This is a genomic window from Mucilaginibacter rubeus (assembly GCF_003286415.2).
GTDB classification, from domain to species: domain Bacteria; phylum Bacteroidota; class Bacteroidia; order Sphingobacteriales; family Sphingobacteriaceae; genus Mucilaginibacter; species Mucilaginibacter rubeus_A.
The window spans coordinates 6002037-6019442 of sequence record NZ_CP043450.1; the positions used below are offsets into that span (position 1 = coordinate 6002037).

The 17406-nt window shown below is 42.6% G+C and carries 11 protein-coding genes; 4 read left to right on the forward strand and 7 right to left on the reverse strand.

The window, feature by feature from the left end; all coding sequences use genetic code 11:
• Nucleotides 1-105 precede the first annotated feature (105 nt).
• From DEO27_RS23975 to DEO27_RS23985, 3 genes are all read right to left on the reverse strand, one after another.
• Complete coding sequence (locus tag DEO27_RS23975) at nucleotides 106-654, reverse strand: hypothetical protein (protein WP_112574868.1); 549 nt, start codon at nucleotides 652-654, stop codon at nucleotides 106-108.
• 256 nt (nucleotides 655-910) lie between these two features.
• Complete coding sequence (locus DEO27_RS23980) at nucleotides 911-2035, reverse strand: acyltransferase family protein (RefSeq protein ID WP_112574869.1); 1125 nt, start codon at nucleotides 2033-2035, stop codon at nucleotides 911-913.
• Nucleotides 2036-2175: 140 nt separating this feature from the next.
• Nucleotides 2176-3360 (reverse strand): DUF1624 domain-containing protein, encoded by a 1185-nt coding sequence (locus DEO27_RS23985; RefSeq protein ID WP_112574870.1) that lies wholly within the window; start codon nucleotides 3358-3360, stop codon nucleotides 2176-2178.
• 143 nt (nucleotides 3361-3503) lie between these two features.
• Between DEO27_RS23985 and DEO27_RS23990 the strand changes: the two genes are divergently transcribed.
• The gene (locus DEO27_RS23990; RefSeq protein WP_112574871.1) at nucleotides 3504-4118 is read left to right on the forward strand and encodes a PAS domain-containing protein; all 615 of its coding nucleotides are present in this window, start codon (nucleotides 3504-3506) and stop codon (nucleotides 4116-4118) included.
• A gap of 76 nt (nucleotides 4119-4194) precedes the next feature.
• Here DEO27_RS23990 and DEO27_RS23995 read toward each other — a convergent pair whose 3' ends face one another.
• On the reverse strand, nucleotides 4195-5430 hold the full coding sequence (locus DEO27_RS23995; RefSeq protein WP_112574872.1) for a hypothetical protein: 1236 nt from the start codon (nucleotides 5428-5430) through the stop codon (nucleotides 4195-4197).
• 223 nt (nucleotides 5431-5653) lie between these two features.
• Nucleotides 5654-9049: an ABC transporter permease gene (locus DEO27_RS24000; RefSeq protein WP_112574873.1), complete on the reverse strand. Its 3396-nt coding sequence runs from the start codon at nucleotides 9047-9049 to the stop codon at nucleotides 5654-5656.
• A 307-nt stretch (nucleotides 9050-9356) separates the two neighbouring features.
• Here DEO27_RS24000 and DEO27_RS24005 point away from each other — a divergent pair, with 307 nt between their 5' ends.
• From DEO27_RS24005 to DEO27_RS24015, 3 genes are all read left to right on the forward strand, one after another.
• Nucleotides 9357-9686 (forward strand): hypothetical protein, encoded by a 330-nt coding sequence (locus tag DEO27_RS24005; RefSeq protein ID WP_112574874.1) that lies wholly within the window; start codon nucleotides 9357-9359, stop codon nucleotides 9684-9686.
• A 206-nt stretch (nucleotides 9687-9892) separates the two neighbouring features.
• Nucleotides 9893-10342, forward strand: coding sequence for an SMI1/KNR4 family protein (locus tag DEO27_RS24010; protein ID WP_112574875.1), 450 nt, complete (start codon nucleotides 9893-9895; stop codon nucleotides 10340-10342).
• A 252-nt stretch (nucleotides 10343-10594) separates the two neighbouring features.
• The gene (locus tag DEO27_RS24015; protein ID WP_112574876.1) at nucleotides 10595-13021 is read left to right on the forward strand and encodes an ABC transporter permease; all 2427 of its coding nucleotides are present in this window, start codon (nucleotides 10595-10597) and stop codon (nucleotides 13019-13021) included.
• Between the two features lie 117 nt (nucleotides 13022-13138).
• Here the strand turns inward: DEO27_RS24015 and DEO27_RS24020 are convergent, their stop codons facing one another.
• Nucleotides 13139-16282, reverse strand: a complete 3144-nt coding sequence (locus tag DEO27_RS24020) for an efflux RND transporter permease subunit (RefSeq protein ID WP_112574877.1) — start codon at nucleotides 16280-16282, stop codon at nucleotides 13139-13141.
• 19 nt (nucleotides 16283-16301) lie between these two features.
• Entirely contained in the window at nucleotides 16302-17405 is a 1104-nt protein-coding gene (locus DEO27_RS24025) for an efflux RND transporter periplasmic adaptor subunit (protein WP_112574878.1), read from the reverse strand.
• Between the last annotated feature and the right edge of the window lies 1 nt (nucleotide 17406).

Here is a 17406-nt window from a genome sequence, read left to right on the forward strand (position 1 = left end):
CCGCGACAGATGTGGCATTAAATTGTATTAGTAGAAATTTGAGACAACAGAATTTATCAGGCACAACACATACGTGCAGCCAGCAAATAAGTTAAACGAGGAAAGTTAGCAGGATGCTTTTGGCGGTTGCTCAGGAATATCCAGATGGTGGCTTATTGGTGATTGCCCGTGCCTTATAATGATCTGGGGCAAATACTTTACCGGGCAAAAAAATTCAAATTGTATAAATGAAAATGTCAGGTTATCCTGCAAGGCTATTTTACCAAAAGGAACATGTTCTTTCGGCGAAACAGGAATATCTCTTATCCCTTTGGCATCAAGTACATTGCTATCAGCAAAGCGGGTAGTTTCGTAGTTAGGGATGCACATCAGGTGAAGGGCCTTCCTTGTCATCCGTATTTTTACATAGTTATACGTAGCGCTGCCGAAGGTAATATGACCAGATATATTTTCAAACGCCTGCCAATCATGTATGGCTGGCAAATCAACCGGAATGGTAATTTCGGTAAGGTCATTGACATTATATAAACCTTTGCTGATCTGTTCTTTAAAAAATCTATCCGATTTATATACCAAATATTGATGTAGGATAAGCTGCCCGCTAATATTAAGCAGGTAAATATTCAGCAATATTAAGGCAACGATCTTTTTCAAGCGGTTTATAATAACCTAAAGATGAGATTTATAAACCACATTTTCAAGCTTTATTTTTTTATAGCGCTATTTCATAATATCAGAAAACGCTAAAGCAGCTAATATCGAGGTGTAGAGTTGACTCACCCAGGCTGCACTCCGCTGGATCTCCATTTCTTCGCCTTTGGCATAAAAATGGTAAAAAAAACCCTCTTTACGCTCACGCAGAGAGGGGATTAAGCATAACGACCTGTATGTCGCTATATATTTAGTTCTATTACTTTTTTATTAAAACACGTTTCTTTAACCATTCCCTAACGGGTTCATCATATAGTTTAAGACAGGCATAGGCAATAGCAATGCTCGCTACAAAAATACCCAGGCCGGCAAACAAGCCCGGAGCCATCGGCACCTTATTATTTTGTACCCAGGCTATATGAAAGTATATTAAAGGATAGTGTGTAATATAAAGCGGATAGGAAAGATCGCCTATAAATTTGCAAACCCTGATTGAGCTTTGGCTTTTTAAAGTGCCCCCTGCCCCAATGGCTACTATCAAAGGGAAAAGGATAATGATACAAACTGATTCGTAAATACCGTTCATCCATAAGTGGTCAGGGCCACCTATCCTTGGTACGCACAGTATAGCGGCAATTAAAATGCTACAAACTGTAAAAGCTCCTTTAATATGAATAAGCTTGCCCAGGCGGCACAATAACATACCGGCAAAAAACGGATATAACAGGCGGGTGAAGCCTATATAGAGCTGTGGCTTGTCTACTGTCCAACCACCAATTACATCGCCCTGCGGCCCCATTACCGTAAAATGAATTAGTAAGCAGGCCGATAAAAACACAAAAATAGCAAGCAGCGTTTTTGAAAATCTACGGATCACCAGCGCGTAAAGTATATTGGCTACGTATTCAAAAAACAACGACCAGGCCGGTCCGTTCAATGGGTGCATTTCCTGCCAACCACGGATATCCAATGAAGGCCGTATTGGTATCAAGGTACAGCCAATTAACATTATTAGCAGCATTTTCCAAACGGGCGTTTGGTTAATAAGCGGAAACATGGCGCATCCCTGCGTATAAAAAAACACAGCACCGATTATAGACCCCATAATAACCATGGGCTGCAAACGGACAAGGCGGCGCTTGTAAAAATCCCACTGGGTCATTTTCCCCCAGCGGTCATCATAAGCGTAAGCCACTACAAAACCTGACAGTAAAAAAAAGAAATCAACCGCGAGATAGCCGTGGTTGATAATTTGATGAAAACGATCTCCGGAATAAGTTTCAAGAATGTGGAAAGCCACCACAAAAAGCGATGCTACTCCGCGAAGCCCGTCAAGAATTTGATAATGCCCTTTTGTTTCAAGGTACGTAGCGTTTTTACTCATTAGCAGGAAAAAACAAATATGATAAATTGGTTAATTGAAGTTAGGCACCGGGCATAGCAAACCAGCCACAACACCACGGCTATAAATATGCTTTAATTTATCGGCAAGTCAAAACCTCAACAATAAAAGCTATTAACCTTTTACAAATAACTCAACCACCATTTTGCCTTATTGGCCTGCTTGTAAGTATCATAACGTTTACATAAAGGATATAGGCCTGCTACTATTAAAATCCAGGTGAGGTAAGCTACCGGCAATGAAAATCCGTAGCCTTTCAGATCGCGGGTAAACCAGATAGGTTGTTTCAGGAACCAGATTGCCCAGTCCTGGCCAGGTGTTAATGCCGAAGCAATGATTGCTATGAGGTGTATAATATAAATGTGGATAAGATAATAGAACATTGGCACCCTGCCATATACCGAAACCACATCCACAACCTTGCCCTTTAACTTTTCAGTAAATGACAGGAACAGGAAAGCCGATCCTAACGTTAGCAGAAGGTACAGCAACGATGGCGGATACTTATTCACTTTAATGAACGACAGGAAGGTATAAAACGCATCTTTTTGTGCTGTCCACTTTACCGGGTCGCCGTATACATTGGTATAACGCAGCACGATGAACGCAACCAGGCAGCAACTGCCTGCAATCAATAAGTTTTTTTGTCGTTTGACAACATCATAGCCGGTGGTATACCATCCACCCAAACAATAGCCTAACGACATAACAGCCATTAGCGGCACAATGGGATATCCTACCAGTAAAATTTCTTTATGCCACATAAAAAATTGCTGGTCATGCAGCAGCGACCAACCAAAGGCCTCCAGGGAACTTCCGGGAACATGCACACCATCTAAAAGATTATGGCCAAATATAATTACAAGACTGATCCCCAGGATCAGTTGCTTGGGCAAATGGATCAACGCAGCCAATATGATCATACTTAAACCCAATGCCCAAATGGTGATAAAGAAAAACATGGGGAACGCAATATTGAAGTTCCAGCCGAAGTTAACCACAAACATTTCGAGAAAAATGAGCCATAAACCCCGCTTTACCAGGAAAATAGATAATTCCTTTTTAGATTTCTTTTGCCCGATGAGGCATGCCGATGTTCCAGCGAGCAACATAAATATCGGCGCGCAAAAATGAGTGATCCACCGCGTGAAAAATAATACGCCGCTCGTTTTCGTAAGATCAAGCGGATCATAATAAAACGAACCGGAGTATAAATAATCCCTTACATGATCAAGGGCCATAATGATCATGATAGTACCACGGAGAAAATCTATCGAGGTTATCCGGTTTTTTAAAATTGTGCTCATTCAGGTTTTTTGGCGTGAAATTAAAGATACCATTTTTATAAATAAACATTTAGTAAAAGCCCGGTCATTATTGTTGCTTTTATCTGACTAATAACCAAACGCTTAAAGCGCTTAAAATTTAAGTCAGGCTGTATATTTATGTCATGAAACCCGGGACCAGATTTTTACATTCTCTTTTTGAAGTAGCACACGTTGAATTTCAAACTTATGACCTTTCCAATCAAAAGGTTCTGTTTTCGAGCGGAGTAACCCGTCAGCTTTTGGGATATTCAGAAAGTGAATATGTTAACCTGAGCAATGAATTTTACCGAAGTATCATTCACCCTGATGATTACGAAAAAGTACAGCAAACCATCAACAAAACCATTCAATCAAAAAGTGGCGATGTAATAGAAATGACTGTGCGCCTGCGCCGGATCGATGGCTCGTATATTTGGCTTTATTCAAGACAAATGATTTATCAAAGAAACCACGCTAATGGCACGCTGACCATTATAAGGGAAGTTGAGGATGTTACTCGCCTGGTTGAACTTCAGGGCGATCTGGAAGAAAAAGTTGAACAGCTCAAAGCAATCTCCTATAAAAACTCCCATCTGTTGCGCGGGCCCGTGTCAAGCATTATTGGCCTGGTTGATTTGATTGAAGAACACGCGGTGACAAGTGATCATAATCGGCAGATATTGCATTATCTAAAGGAAACCATAGCCAAACTGGACGGCGTAGTTAGAGAGATCAATGAAAATGCAAACCTGAGATAATCTGTTATGGAAGAGAGTGCTTTGCAGCAAAAACACCTAATTAAAGTATGTCATTATTTTATGCTGCCAGATGATTTTAACTACGGCCGATTTCTTCGCACCACCTTATAAAATCTACTGTATCCGTATCATGAAACCAAAGTTGCTTTTCTTTTGCCTGGTTATCTAAAATATAATTTACTGCCTGTGTTATCTCGAAATTTATTGAGCCTGTCATTCGGGCCGCCGGTGATATTTGCTTCCCTTTCGCAATCTGCTTTTCAAGATCAAAATTCAATAAACTCCATTCTTTAGCGCCCCGGATAGATATACTTCCCCTTTCTTCTCCGTTGGCAATATGTTTTACTTTTATATGGTCGTGATCCTTATCCTTCCAGGTAGCTTTATTTCCAAATAAATTTTTCTCTTCAGGCGGTGGCGCATCTTTATATAACACTAATATCCATCCTTTATAATCAGTTACAGTTCCGTTATACACTTTATTTTCACAGGTTGATCTTGCGCTCGGAAATATCAACCCATTGGCACCGTTGCTTCGAAGCCATGCGCCAACGGCCTGACCAAATATATCGCCGCCACCTATTTCCAAACTCATAATGGAAGGCAAGAGCTCTTCAAAACTATTTACGGTTCCCTTCCCCAGATAATGAATGCCCGACTTTTTTGCTGCGGCCTCTGTATTTTCCAACTCCAGGTTTACAAAGGTTTTGAAAAACCAGTCTTGAGTATCCGGCAATCTCAAATCTATTATCTTGTCGATATCTGCAATAATTTGTCTTATACCGTAGGTAATAGCTGATTTCGTATTCAGTGACAAGTCGTTATAATCGTGCAATAATTTTTTATTGCTGTCCGTTTCCGTTTCCAATAAGCAGGTACAGAAATAATACGGATACCTGGCATCTTCTTCTGTAAAAAACTTTTCGGCTATTAGATAATCCGTTAGCCAGGCATCTACCTTCGGATCAAAAATCTCGGGAATAATACCCGATGCTCCGCTATAATAAGCGTACATTTCGTCTCTTAGGGTTCCAAAATCGTTAAAATCGGCTTCTGAACAAATAGTAAAATACCGGTTTGAAGGAAGATCACCGCCGCCGGCAAATCTTCTGTTTCTCTTTCCAAAATTAAATTCGGTACCAGCTGCAGTTACAATAGTATTAACCCCCTCCTTTTTCAGCTTTTCATACATATCATGCAAGTCATTAAACTTTGAAAAGATTGTATCAAAAACATCCCGCATAAAAGGAAACTTAAAATCGGTATTAAGCTGTTTTAAACCACCTTTATAATTACTAAATGGTATATCCATGATTAACTTCTTAGTTGATTGAAATTAATGAATTTCTTGTGATTTAGTTATCCTATCTGCCTTCAGATGGGCAAAACGACAAATTAAGGTACTATTTATTGTACCTTCTTACATCTCCGAAGCGATAATATAGATAACAATAACAAATCGGGCAAACTTGAAAACTAAGCTTGCCCGATTTTTTTTTGCAAGCTGGAATCAGCCTGCCTTAAAAGATATTAAATTACTCACTCCGCAAACTTTTAACCGGGTTTGTTAACGCGGCCTTTATTGCCTGAAAACTGATGGTCAAGAGGGTTATAACAAGTGCCGCAATCCCCGACACGATAAATACCCCCAAACCAATGCTAACGCGATATGCATATTTTTCCAGCCAGTGCTCCAGGAAGTAAAGCGTCAGCGGCGAAGCAATAAGGCAACTGATCAAAACCAGCACCACAAAATCCCGCGATAGCAACAGCCAAACCTGCGCTATGGACGCGCCTAATACCTTGCGGATACCGATCTCCTTGGTGCGCTGCTCGGCCACGTAAGCGGCAAGACCGAATAAGCCCAGGCAGGAAATAAATATAGCCAGGGCTGCAAATACACCAGCCAGTTTGCCTAAAAGCACTTCCAGGTTAAACTTGCTCGCATACTCCTCGTCAATAAACTTATACTGATAAGGAAAAGCCGGGTTATATTTTTGAAATATCTTGCCTATCTTTTCGATAGTAACGTGTGTATCGACGTTTTTGGGCAGGCGGTAAGTGATTACGAAACCATAAGGATTGTGGCCGAAAACAGCAGGCGCTACGGGAGTATATGGCGATTCCATCAGAGCGTCTTTGACCACTCCGATAATTTTAACCGGCGTATTGCCGAAATTGACTTTTATAATTTGATTGACCGGATCTTTAAGTCCAATGCGCTTCACCATGGCTTCATTCACAATCACATTCAGAGAGTCGCTTTTCCAGTCGCCCATAAAATTATGGCCGGCGGCAAAGGTCATGCCCATGGTTTTGAAATAATCATCCGATACCCAGATCCCGCCAATATTCACATCTTCTTCTCCTGCATTTTTGCCAGGCCATTTCTCTAACGAAAAATGACTATACACCTGCGTTGCCGGCGATGTAGATGATGCCATGCTTTCAACCAATCCGGATGATAGCAAATCGTTTCTTAAAGCGTCAAAATGCTGAGAAAGATCACCGTTCATGTCGGTCATCACCAGCCTGTCGGCATTGTAACCTGTTGGCCGGTCTTTCACAAACTGTATTTGCTGGTAAACAATAACAGTACTGATGATCAACGCAACCGAGCAGGTAAATTGTACAACCACTAATATTTTCCGCGGTAGTGTTGCAGCTTTGCCCATTTGGATGCTTCCCTTCAGCACCTTTACCGGGTTGAATGACGACAGGTAAAACGCCGGCCTGCTTCCGGCGGCCAAACCTGTTAACAGCACAAAAGCAATCATGATGGCCCAGAAACCTATGTTATTATACGGCACCTGGATATATGACCCCGTTAAAGCATTAAATGAAGGCAGTGCCAGCTGGACAAAAAGCATGCAAAGCAAAAACGACACAGACGTGATCAAAACCGACTCAAGCAAAAACTGGTAAACCAGGTCGACACGTCCAGAGCCTATCGCTTTGCGAACGCCCACTTCCCTCGCGCGTTTTTCGGACCGTGCGGTTGAAAGGTTCATGAAATTGATGCAGGCTATCGCCAATACCAGGATACCGATGACGCCGAATAAGCGCACATAATCTACAAAGCCACCTGCCACCTTTCCATTCTGGAAATTGCTGTATAAATGCCAATCCTTTAAAGGGTGCATAAAAACTTCTGGTTTCAGCGATCTCATTTCCGGGCTTCTTTTCTCTACAATATCCCTGATCTTGGGTGCTATTTGTGCATAGCTTACACCCGGCTCCAGCGAAACATAAGCAGAGAATGAATTGTAGGTCCACTTGGTGCGCCCATCCCTGATCCAGCCTTGTGTTGCTTCAGAGTAAGCAAAGGGAGTTAGATAGCTGAATTGCATAGTAGCATTAGTGGGGATATCCTTAATAACCCCGGTAACCTTCATACTTTGAATGTTATCAAAACGCACAACCTTCCCCATCGGATCGGCATCGCCAAATAGCGCTTTGGCGGTTGATTCGGTCAGCACAATGGAGTAGATATCAGTCAACGCCGAGTTAGCGTTGCCCTTAATAAACGGATATTGAAATATTTTAAAGAAATCGGGCCCGGCAGCTCCCCCGCCCAGGTACAGTTTCTTATCGCCCACTAATAGATCATGGTTCATCCGGCCGATATTATCAGCTTCGGCCACATATTGTACTCCCGGGATCTCCTTCCGCAACACATCAACCAGAGGAAGCGCTATAGATGTTTGGGTAGATGTGCCGTTATGCTGCGAGGTCAGGTTCATTTCTACCTGGTACGAGCGGGCATAATCAGGCAGGAAACGGTCATAGGAGTATTGATTGGTCACCCATAAACCAATCAGGAGTGCGACGGCCATACCGGCCGCCAATCCTACAATATTCAGCGCGCTATAAACTTTGTTGTACAGCATATTGCGCCAGGCAATTTTTAAATAATTACGAAACATATGAATGCGATTTAATTTCTTACCAGACCATACAGGAATGGTTTTGTGACCCGAAATTATCGCTGCGGATACTGATAGAAGTTCCAAATCATGATTTGGGCGCTCTTTTTTTAGTCCGCTCTTATATTCCGCCGGGCTTTTGCCGGTGATTTGTTTGAACGTGCGATTAAAAGTAGTTTTGGAATTGAACCCGCAATCATACGCTATACCCAAAAGTGTTATCCGGTTGTAAGCAGGATCCCGCATTCTCCGGGTTACATCCTGTATCCGGAATTCATTTACAAAATCGTTAAAGTTTTTACGCAGGCCAGTATTGATGATCTTCGACAATTCGTGGATGGAAATACCGAGCTCCTTGGCCAACGAGTTTAAGCTTAACTCCGCGTCCAGGTAAAACTTATTAACCTTCATTTGATGCCTCAGCCAATAACCCCGTTGTATCAATCTATCTGCCGATGACGGGCTTGCAGGCATAAACTGTTTTCCGGTTATTTTATTGACCTCTTTTTGCGCGGGATATTTAACCAGTTTTGAGCACCTGTACAAATAAGTTGTAATAGAAATGAAGGCCAGCAATTGCAATACCGACTGCAAGTGTTTATACACCGGGGTATCATAGGTAGCAAGCCCGGTGTGCATGCTTTGAAGAACGGCCAGCACATGCATCCCCTGTTCCAATAACAAAGGGCTGAAGTGTACCAGATCTTTGGCTGTAAATTTTTCTTCCGGTTTAACTATACCACGAACATAAAAAAACACCAGCGGGCCAAGTGTCAGCAGAAACTGCAGCGGCACCCAACTCCATCGCGGAAAACTCCTGCTTAATTGAATATCAATACAGAAGTTTCTGAGCAACCACAACATCATCGTAACCAGGATAAGGCTAAGCAAGCGGTTGACATATCTTTTGGAAAACCATAACCGCAGACTGGAAATCAGCCCGATGAATATAGCAGCCAGCAAGAGCAGATCAAATATGTTGATATGGAACTGATTAAGAGTCATTAGTACATTGGGGCTCAACTCCTGTTCCACAATAACAACACATTGATTTACATTAATTTATCGAAAATCAATATTGCTCTTTTGTAATGATACCGGACATCGGTTGTTCGGTTTTGAAATATGCCTAAAAGCTGCTAATCTTATATGATGAAATATTGGGTTTCGATTATAACCAGTTTGACAGCCACTTTTCGACAGTATCGACAATTACACGGTATAGGAAGGCCGTGTATGAGTTTTACGTATCTTCGAAACTCTTCTGCAAAGAAGAAAACAACTGTTCTAATTTTATAAAATTCAATCCATAATGAAACGCAAAATGTTATTAATAGCGGTAATAGGTATTGTTTTTATTGTCGGTGTAATCGCTTACTTATCTTTATTTACCCGGACCAGACAAATAGGTAATATGGAGGAGCAGGCAGGTTACCTTATTAAAAAGGTTGAAGAATATAAAAGACAACACCATCAACTTCCAAAGTATATAGATGACATGCAGCTTAATTTACCCGATGATTATCCCTTCTCTTATGCCCTAACAAAGGATAGTTCGAATTATTTGGTGGGTTTTGAGATTGCGCCTTTTAAATCCATGGTGTATTATTCCGAAAACAAAACATGGATGTCTCAGCAATAGTTGGCACCGTTTAAGATTCCAGAACCGGTCGAAATTTATGGCTTCGGCCTAAAATAAAGCAAGCATCTTGCTTGTGAGGTATGGCAAGTATAGGATGAAACAAACATTATAAATAGGCAGGCAGGTAATTGATTGCAGCTATGCCCCTATAGCTTCCTTAGCCAACACCCGGGAAAGCCCTCTTCCCACAATTAAACTTTGGCAACATGGTAGAATTTTTTAATACCGAAAATAATCTGACAGTAGAGCAGATAAGATTGATCGCATCAAAGTATCAATTGGTATTTCCCGATGAATATGTAGATCATTTACTCATTAACAATGGCGGGCAATGCCATCCTAATGTTTTTGAATTTATAGAAAACGGACAGCTTACAGAGTCAAATGTTGATTGGTTTCTGGCGATCTATGATGGTAGATATGATAGTTTAGAGCAGTATATAAAAGTATTTAAAAAAGATCAGGCAAGGATACCTGATTCTTTTATCCCCATCGCACATGACCCAGGCGGCAATTTAATATGTATTTCATGTGTGGATAAGAAGATTTATTATTGGGATCATGAGAAAGAAATGATCAATGCAGATCATAATGGGGCAGGTAATATTCATTTTATTGCTCGCAATCTGGAAACCTTTCTTAATAGCTTAAGATAACATCCTCCTTCAATGGTCGAAATCATGCTTTCGTTAAACTATGGCCTAAAATAAAGCAAGTCCCCTGCTTAGTCTACACCCCGCTTAATTTCAAAGCATTAACCGTCCGGATACAGACAGCTATTGTTCCACTCACGAACAGTTTTCAAACCCAAACACCTTACAAAAATCTAAAAATCAACAACTTAAAAACATGGCACAACATTTATGCTGAGTTCTTAGCAAAAAGTTTCCTACTTAAACCCAAACCATATGATACGAAGCTACTTTAAGATTGCCTGGCGCACTATTGTTCGCAATAAAAGCTATTCGGCCATTAATATTGCCGGACTTTCGGTGGGGATAGCGGCTTGCCTGCTCATATTTGTAGTTGTTCAGTACGAGCTCAGCTTTGATACTTTCCAGCCGGGTTATAAAAGCACCTACAGGATAGTTACCAAACACGACAGGTCCGGGACTATTAATTATAGCAGTGGCGTTGCAGCTCCTGCTGTCGACGCTTTGCGGCTGCTTTTTCCACAGGCAACAGTAGCAGGTATCGACGCCATATACGGCAGCCAAATCATGGCCTCGTCTGCCGGTGGCAATCCTGTTAACGATAAAAAGTTTATCGAGAAAACGGGTATCATGTTTGCTGAACCTCAGCTTTTTGATGTTTTTCCGGCAACATGGCTCGCGGGCGGCTCATCGGCCTTAAAAGAGCCCAATATGGTAGTAATAGATCAAACCAGTGCCGAAAGATATTTTGGCGACTGGCATTCGGCCGTTGGTAAAACATTGAAGATGGACAACCTGCTAACCTTAAAAGTGGCAGGTGTAATTAAGGACGCACCGGCCAATACAGATATCCCTCTGAAATTGCTGGTTTCATACATTACCTGGAAGAAGAATGCCAAAAGCTATGGTTATTTTAACGACTGGGGCGAAACCAGCAGCAACTACCAGGTGTACATTAAATTTCCGGCAAATGTATCGCAAAGCAATATTCAAAAACAATTGACAAGTTTTTCGGATCAGCAATTTGATAACGCTAAACGCCTGGGCCACAAAAAATACCTGACAGCACAACCTTTAACAGACCTACACTTTGACACCCGTTTCGGCAATACATTAGGTGATCATCTTACCAGCATAACAACCTTGCGCACATTATCATTGATAGCCGCGCTCATCATTGTTATGGCGTCTATTAATTTTATTAATCTATCCACCGCTCAATCCGTTGGCAGATCGAAAGAAGTGGGTGTGCGTAAAGTACTTGGTGGTACACGCCTGCAGCTGATTGGGCAGGTTATGGGCGAAACAGCTATTATAGTGCTGTTATCGGCAGGTATTGCGTTGTTTATTGCTCAACTGGCTTTACCATTCCTGCAAAATATAGCCAGCGTGCCTGCAACCATAGGTTTGTTCAATACTGGTACGGCGCTTTTTCTTGGCAGTGTTATCGTCGTGGTGATTATACTCTCGGGCATTTACCCTGCCCTGATCGTTTCCGGCTTTAAACCTATCGTGGCGTTAAAAAACAAGATAAACGCGGCGTCTGTAGGCGGTATATCCCTCCGCCGGGTTCTGGTGGTTACACAGTTTACCATCTCGCAAGTGCTCATCATAGGCACGGTGATCGCCATTAAACAAATGGATTTTGTAAACAATGCCGACCTCGGGTTCAATAAAGATGCCGTGCTGGTGCTCCCATGCCCTGCAGATAGCGTTGGCTTATCGCGCGCAGTGAGTTTTAAGCAGCAGGTACTGACCATGCCGGGCGTAAAGGCCGCCAGCTTCGCGTCTGACGTACCATCATCAGATAATAACAATTCTACCAATTTCAACTTTGATCATTCAGATAAAGACCCCGGTTTCAACGTTTATATGAAAACAGCCGATGCCGACTACTTTAAAACCTTCGGACTTCATTTTGTAGCCGGACAGGGATACGACCAAAGTGAGATCCTGCACCAGGCAGTGATCAATGAAACCATGATGCACAAACTTGGCATCAACCGCGCTCAGGACGCACTCGGGAAAACCATGCGGTTTGGCGATAGCAATTGGCTGCCGATAGCCGGCGTAGTTGCCGATTTCAAAACCAACTCGATGCGGGAGGAAATTAAGCCGCTTGTGATCTATCCGCAAAAAGCATTTGAACAGGAAATAGCCATAAAAATTGAGGGCAGCAAACTGACCAGAACCGTAGCCGGCTTACAAAGCCTCTGGTTAAACCGCTACCCGGAATATGTTTACAGTGGCTTTTTTGTTGACGAAAGTATTGCCAGTTTCTACAAACAGGAAAACCAGCTCGAGCTGATCTACAAAATATTTTCACTGATTGCCATTTTTATTTCGTGCCTTGGTTTATACGGACTGGTATCCTTCATGGTAGTGCAGCGTACCCGCGAAGTGGGTATAAGGAAAGTTTTAGGTGCCCCGTTAAGCAGTATCGTGTACCTGTTTTCGAAAGAATTCATCGCGCTTATTGCCATCGCGTTTATGTTGAGCGCGCCCGCCGCCTGGTACATCATGAAAAGCTGGCTGCAAACTTTTGCCTATCGCATCTCGCCAGGTATATGGGCATTTATAGCAGCTATCACGGCTTCGCTATTGATAGGCTGGCTCACGGTAGGCTATAAAGCCATTAGGGCGGCATTGGCCAATCCGGTTAAAAGTCTGCGCTCTGAGTAAGTTTTGGGTTTACCAGACTTGAAAAGCCAAAGGGCATAGTAGATTTTACTATGCCCTTTTTGATTATTATGTTATGGATTTTAGCAACAAGTTATTAAGACGGCAATGTGCCCGCTCTTAATTTTTCAATTTACGATAGGCCCAGCCAAAAATTAACGGAAAAACCCATAAGCTAAATAGCATAGCACATAAAATGCCCCCGATAACAACACGCGCCAATGGCCGGGAGCTTTCAGAACCTATGCCGTGTGATATAGCTGCAGGGAACAAACCTATGGCAGCCATTAAAGCGGTCATCATTACCGGCCTGATCCTGGAGTTTACGCCGAGCTTGATAGCCGTATACAAGTCAGTTTGAGTCCTCCCCTTCAAGTTTTCGAGGTTTTGTTTGAAAATACTGATCAGTAGTACACCATCCTGGATACAGATCCCGAACAGGGCTATAAAACCAATGCCCGCAGAAATACTGAAATTGGTTCCTGTTAAAAACAGGGCTATGATCCCGCCCACAATGGCGAAGGGCACATTAAGAAATACAAGTGCGGCATCTTTTACATTACCGAACATGATGAACAATAAACCGAAGATCAGTATCAGGCTTACGGGTACCACCTGCGTTAACCTTTTTTGAGCACGCTGCTGGTTCTCAAAATCTCCCTGCCAGGCCATATGATAGCCACGATCCAATTTCACCTGCGCGTCAACCTTGCGCCGGGCTTCGGCAATGGTGCTGCCCATGTCCCGACCGCGCACAGAAAATTTAAGGGTAGCGTAACGTTCATTTTCGTCCCTGAATATCAGGCAGGGCCCTGTCTTCTGTGTAATATCCGCAATTTGCTTAATTGCCACTTTAGCTCCACTTTGCGTTGGTACCATCAGGTTGCCGATATCGGCAGGTGTACGCCTGAAAGCTTCCGGAAAACGTACCCGGATATCAAACGTTCGTACACCTTCATATAAAGTGGAAGCCGCCTGTCCGCCAATGGCCATAGCAATAACCGAGTTAGCATCGGCAGTTGCCACGCCGTATTGCGCCATTTTTTGCTGATTGAGCTGTATATCCAGTTCAGGCAAACCAACACTTTTAAGTACACCCAAATCTTCAATACCTTTTACATCTTTCAATATCCGGTAAACTTCATTCACTTTAGATTCCATATAGTTAAGCGAATCGCCATAAACTTTTACAACAATGGATCCTTTTACGCCCGATACTGCCTCTTCCACGTTATCGCTAATGGGCTGCGAGAAATTCAGATCAACTCCCGGCAGTTTGGATAATCGCGCGTTCATCTGCTTAATCAATTGCTCCTTCGTTATTTTAGGTTTCCAATCTTCTTCGGGATACATTAACACATCAAATTCATTATTGTAAAAGCCCGCCACATCGGTTCCATTATCCGGCCGGCCTGTTTGCGAAACCGCATACTGCACCTGCGGAAACTCCATTAATATCTTGCGTACCTGCCGGGCCGTTTCAATCGACTGGTCAAGAGATACGCTGTATGGCAGCTGTACCCGTAACCATATCGCACCTTCATCCAATTCAGGCAAAAACTCGCTGCCTAAAAATTTGAACGAGAACAGGCCAACCACCATCGCAATCAATGATAACGTCACTACAATCTCTTTAAATTTGAAGGATTTAATGAAACCACCCAACATGAATGCAGTTAGGTTATGTACAAAGGGATTATGCTTTTCGTGAACATTTTTCCGCAACAGTAAACTGATGAGTACCGGAACCAGTGTTAACGTAGTGATCAAAGCGCCCAGCAAGGCAAAACCAAGCGTGTAGGCCAATGGAGAAAACAGCTTTCCTTCAACTTTTTGAAAGGCAAATACCGGTAATAAGCCGGTTATGATAATCAGCTTGGCAAAAAAGATTGCTTTACCCAAATTTGCACCGTTGTTTTTGATCAGGCCCAGTTTAGCAATCTTATTAAAACGGTCCATGCCCAGTTCAACAGCCTTGTGATCAAGAATTACGAACATCCCTTCAACCATCACCACGGCCCCATCAATAATGATCCCAAAATCAACAGCACCCAGGGATAGTAAATTGGCCGACATACCCATCAGGTGCAGGCAGATAAAAGCAAACAACAACGCCAATGGAATGATGACAGATACTATAAGTGTGGTACGCCAGTTGAACATAAACAGCGATACCAGCAAGGTTACCAGTAAAATTCCTTCAATAAGGTTATGCAACACCGTGTGGGTGGCATAATCAATCAGGTTGGTACGGTCATAATAAGGTACTATCTTGGTATCGGCAGGCAGTATATCATTATTCAGTTTATCAACCTCAGCTTTCAGCGCGTTAACCACTTCTGTTGGGTTTTCGCCTTTACGCATAACAATAATAGCTTCAACGGCATCTGCATCATCGGTAATGGTGCGTTTGCCATTTTTAATTACAGCGTCGCTTCGGCCCACCCATCCCAGTCTTGGCAAATTTGAAATCTCGACATGTGCCACATCCTTCACCAGTACCGGAACACCGTTGTTGTTGCTTACAATAATATTGCGGATCTCATTGATATCATTAAGCAAGCCCAAACCCCTTACGGCAAAAGCCTGGTTGTTTTGGATGATCATATCGCCGCCAACGTTGATATTGGTTTTCTGAACGGCAGTAAAAACATCTAATGGTGTAATATTCAGCGTTGCCAGTTTTTCAGGATCAACAGTAATTTCATAGGTCTTGGTCTTGCCGCCGAAACTATTGATATCACCAATGCCCGGGATAGACCGCAGTCGCCTATCAATTAGCCAGTCCTGAATAGTTTTAAGCTCCCTTACATCACGTACCTTACTCCTGAGCGTATACCTGAAAATTTCCCCGGTCGGCCCAACCGGCGGCTGTACCGAGGGCGTTATACCTGCGGGTAAAGTAGCATTATTTAGCAGGTACATCACCTGTTGCCTTGCTTCCGGATCCTTGATACCATCGTCAAAAATTACCTTCACATAGCTTAAGCCAAAAATGGAAGTTGAGCGCAGGCTTACCTTTTTCTGTACCGGGTTTAGCGCTATCTCAATGGGGATGGTTACGAGTTTTTCCACTTCCTCGGCACTTTGTCCGGGCCATTGTGTAATGATATCTATTTCGGTATTGGTTACATCGGGAAACGCCTCGATAGGCATTTGAATAAATGTAATAATGCCGGCAACAACAAGTACAACAGCAAGAAATAATATGAGGATCCTGTTTTTTAACGAGAACCCTATGATCCGTTTAAGGAGCTTAGTCATCTTGGGGAATAATTGGTAATTAACTGTTTAATGATCCGTACACCAGGATTGCCTTTGAAGCAATTACCCTTTCGCCAACGTTAACACCATTTTTAATAAATGCCGTTTTTCCGTTTGTGCTGATAACTTCTACCTGGCGCAGCTCCACATTTTTATCGCCCTTTAAAACAACAACATAATATTGGCTGTGATCAAAGATGAGTGCGCTGCTGGCTACCGAAATTGCCTTGTCATTTTCGGTATTATTGATGGTTACGGTTGCAAACATTTGCGGTTTTAGCATAAAGTCGGGGTTATCTATAATTACCCTCATCTTCATTACTTTGGTGTTGGGGTCAATTACATTCATCAGCCTGTTCACCTTTCCCTTAAAAATTTTATCAGGATAAGATATGGTTGAAATATCGGCCTCGTCACCTTCGTGAACTTTGCTTACGTTCTCTTCATACACGTTAGCCTCTACCCATACATTTTTAAGGTTTGATACCGTAAACATAGGAGCCGAATTATCGGGGCGGATAGCCATGCCGTTAGTCACATTTTTTTGTACCAGGAAGCCATCAATGGGCGATTTTATAAAGTAATCGCCACCAGTATTGTTGCCATTCACCATCAGCACACGTTGCGCGGCTGTTTTTGCAGCTACGGCTTGCTCATAATTAACCTCGGCCGCGGTAATATCTACTTTGGATGCCATACCGCTTTTATAAAGGTCCTGTTGCTGTTCCAGCTGTTTTTTGGCCAAGCGTACGGCGGCTTCTGATGAACTGAGCGAAGAAGAATAGTTGGCCATCTCGCTGCTTTTTACCATGCCAAGTACCTCGCCGGTTTTAACAAAATCGCCCGGCATGGCGTGGATGTTTTGCACTACGCCGCTTACCAGAGGGAAGATGTTAGATACCTTATCGGTGTTAAAATCAACAACGCCGTTAAACTTTATAGCATAGGTGATATTCCGAATCTTAACTGTATCTATATCTAATATTCTTTTTAACGAATCAGACAGTGTATAAGGCTGCCTTGCCTGTTCGGTATTTTCATCAGAGTGGCATGAGCTAATGCTGATCAACAATAATGCGGCTGCCATACATTTCAGGCAATGCTTTTTTAATAAATAGTTCATC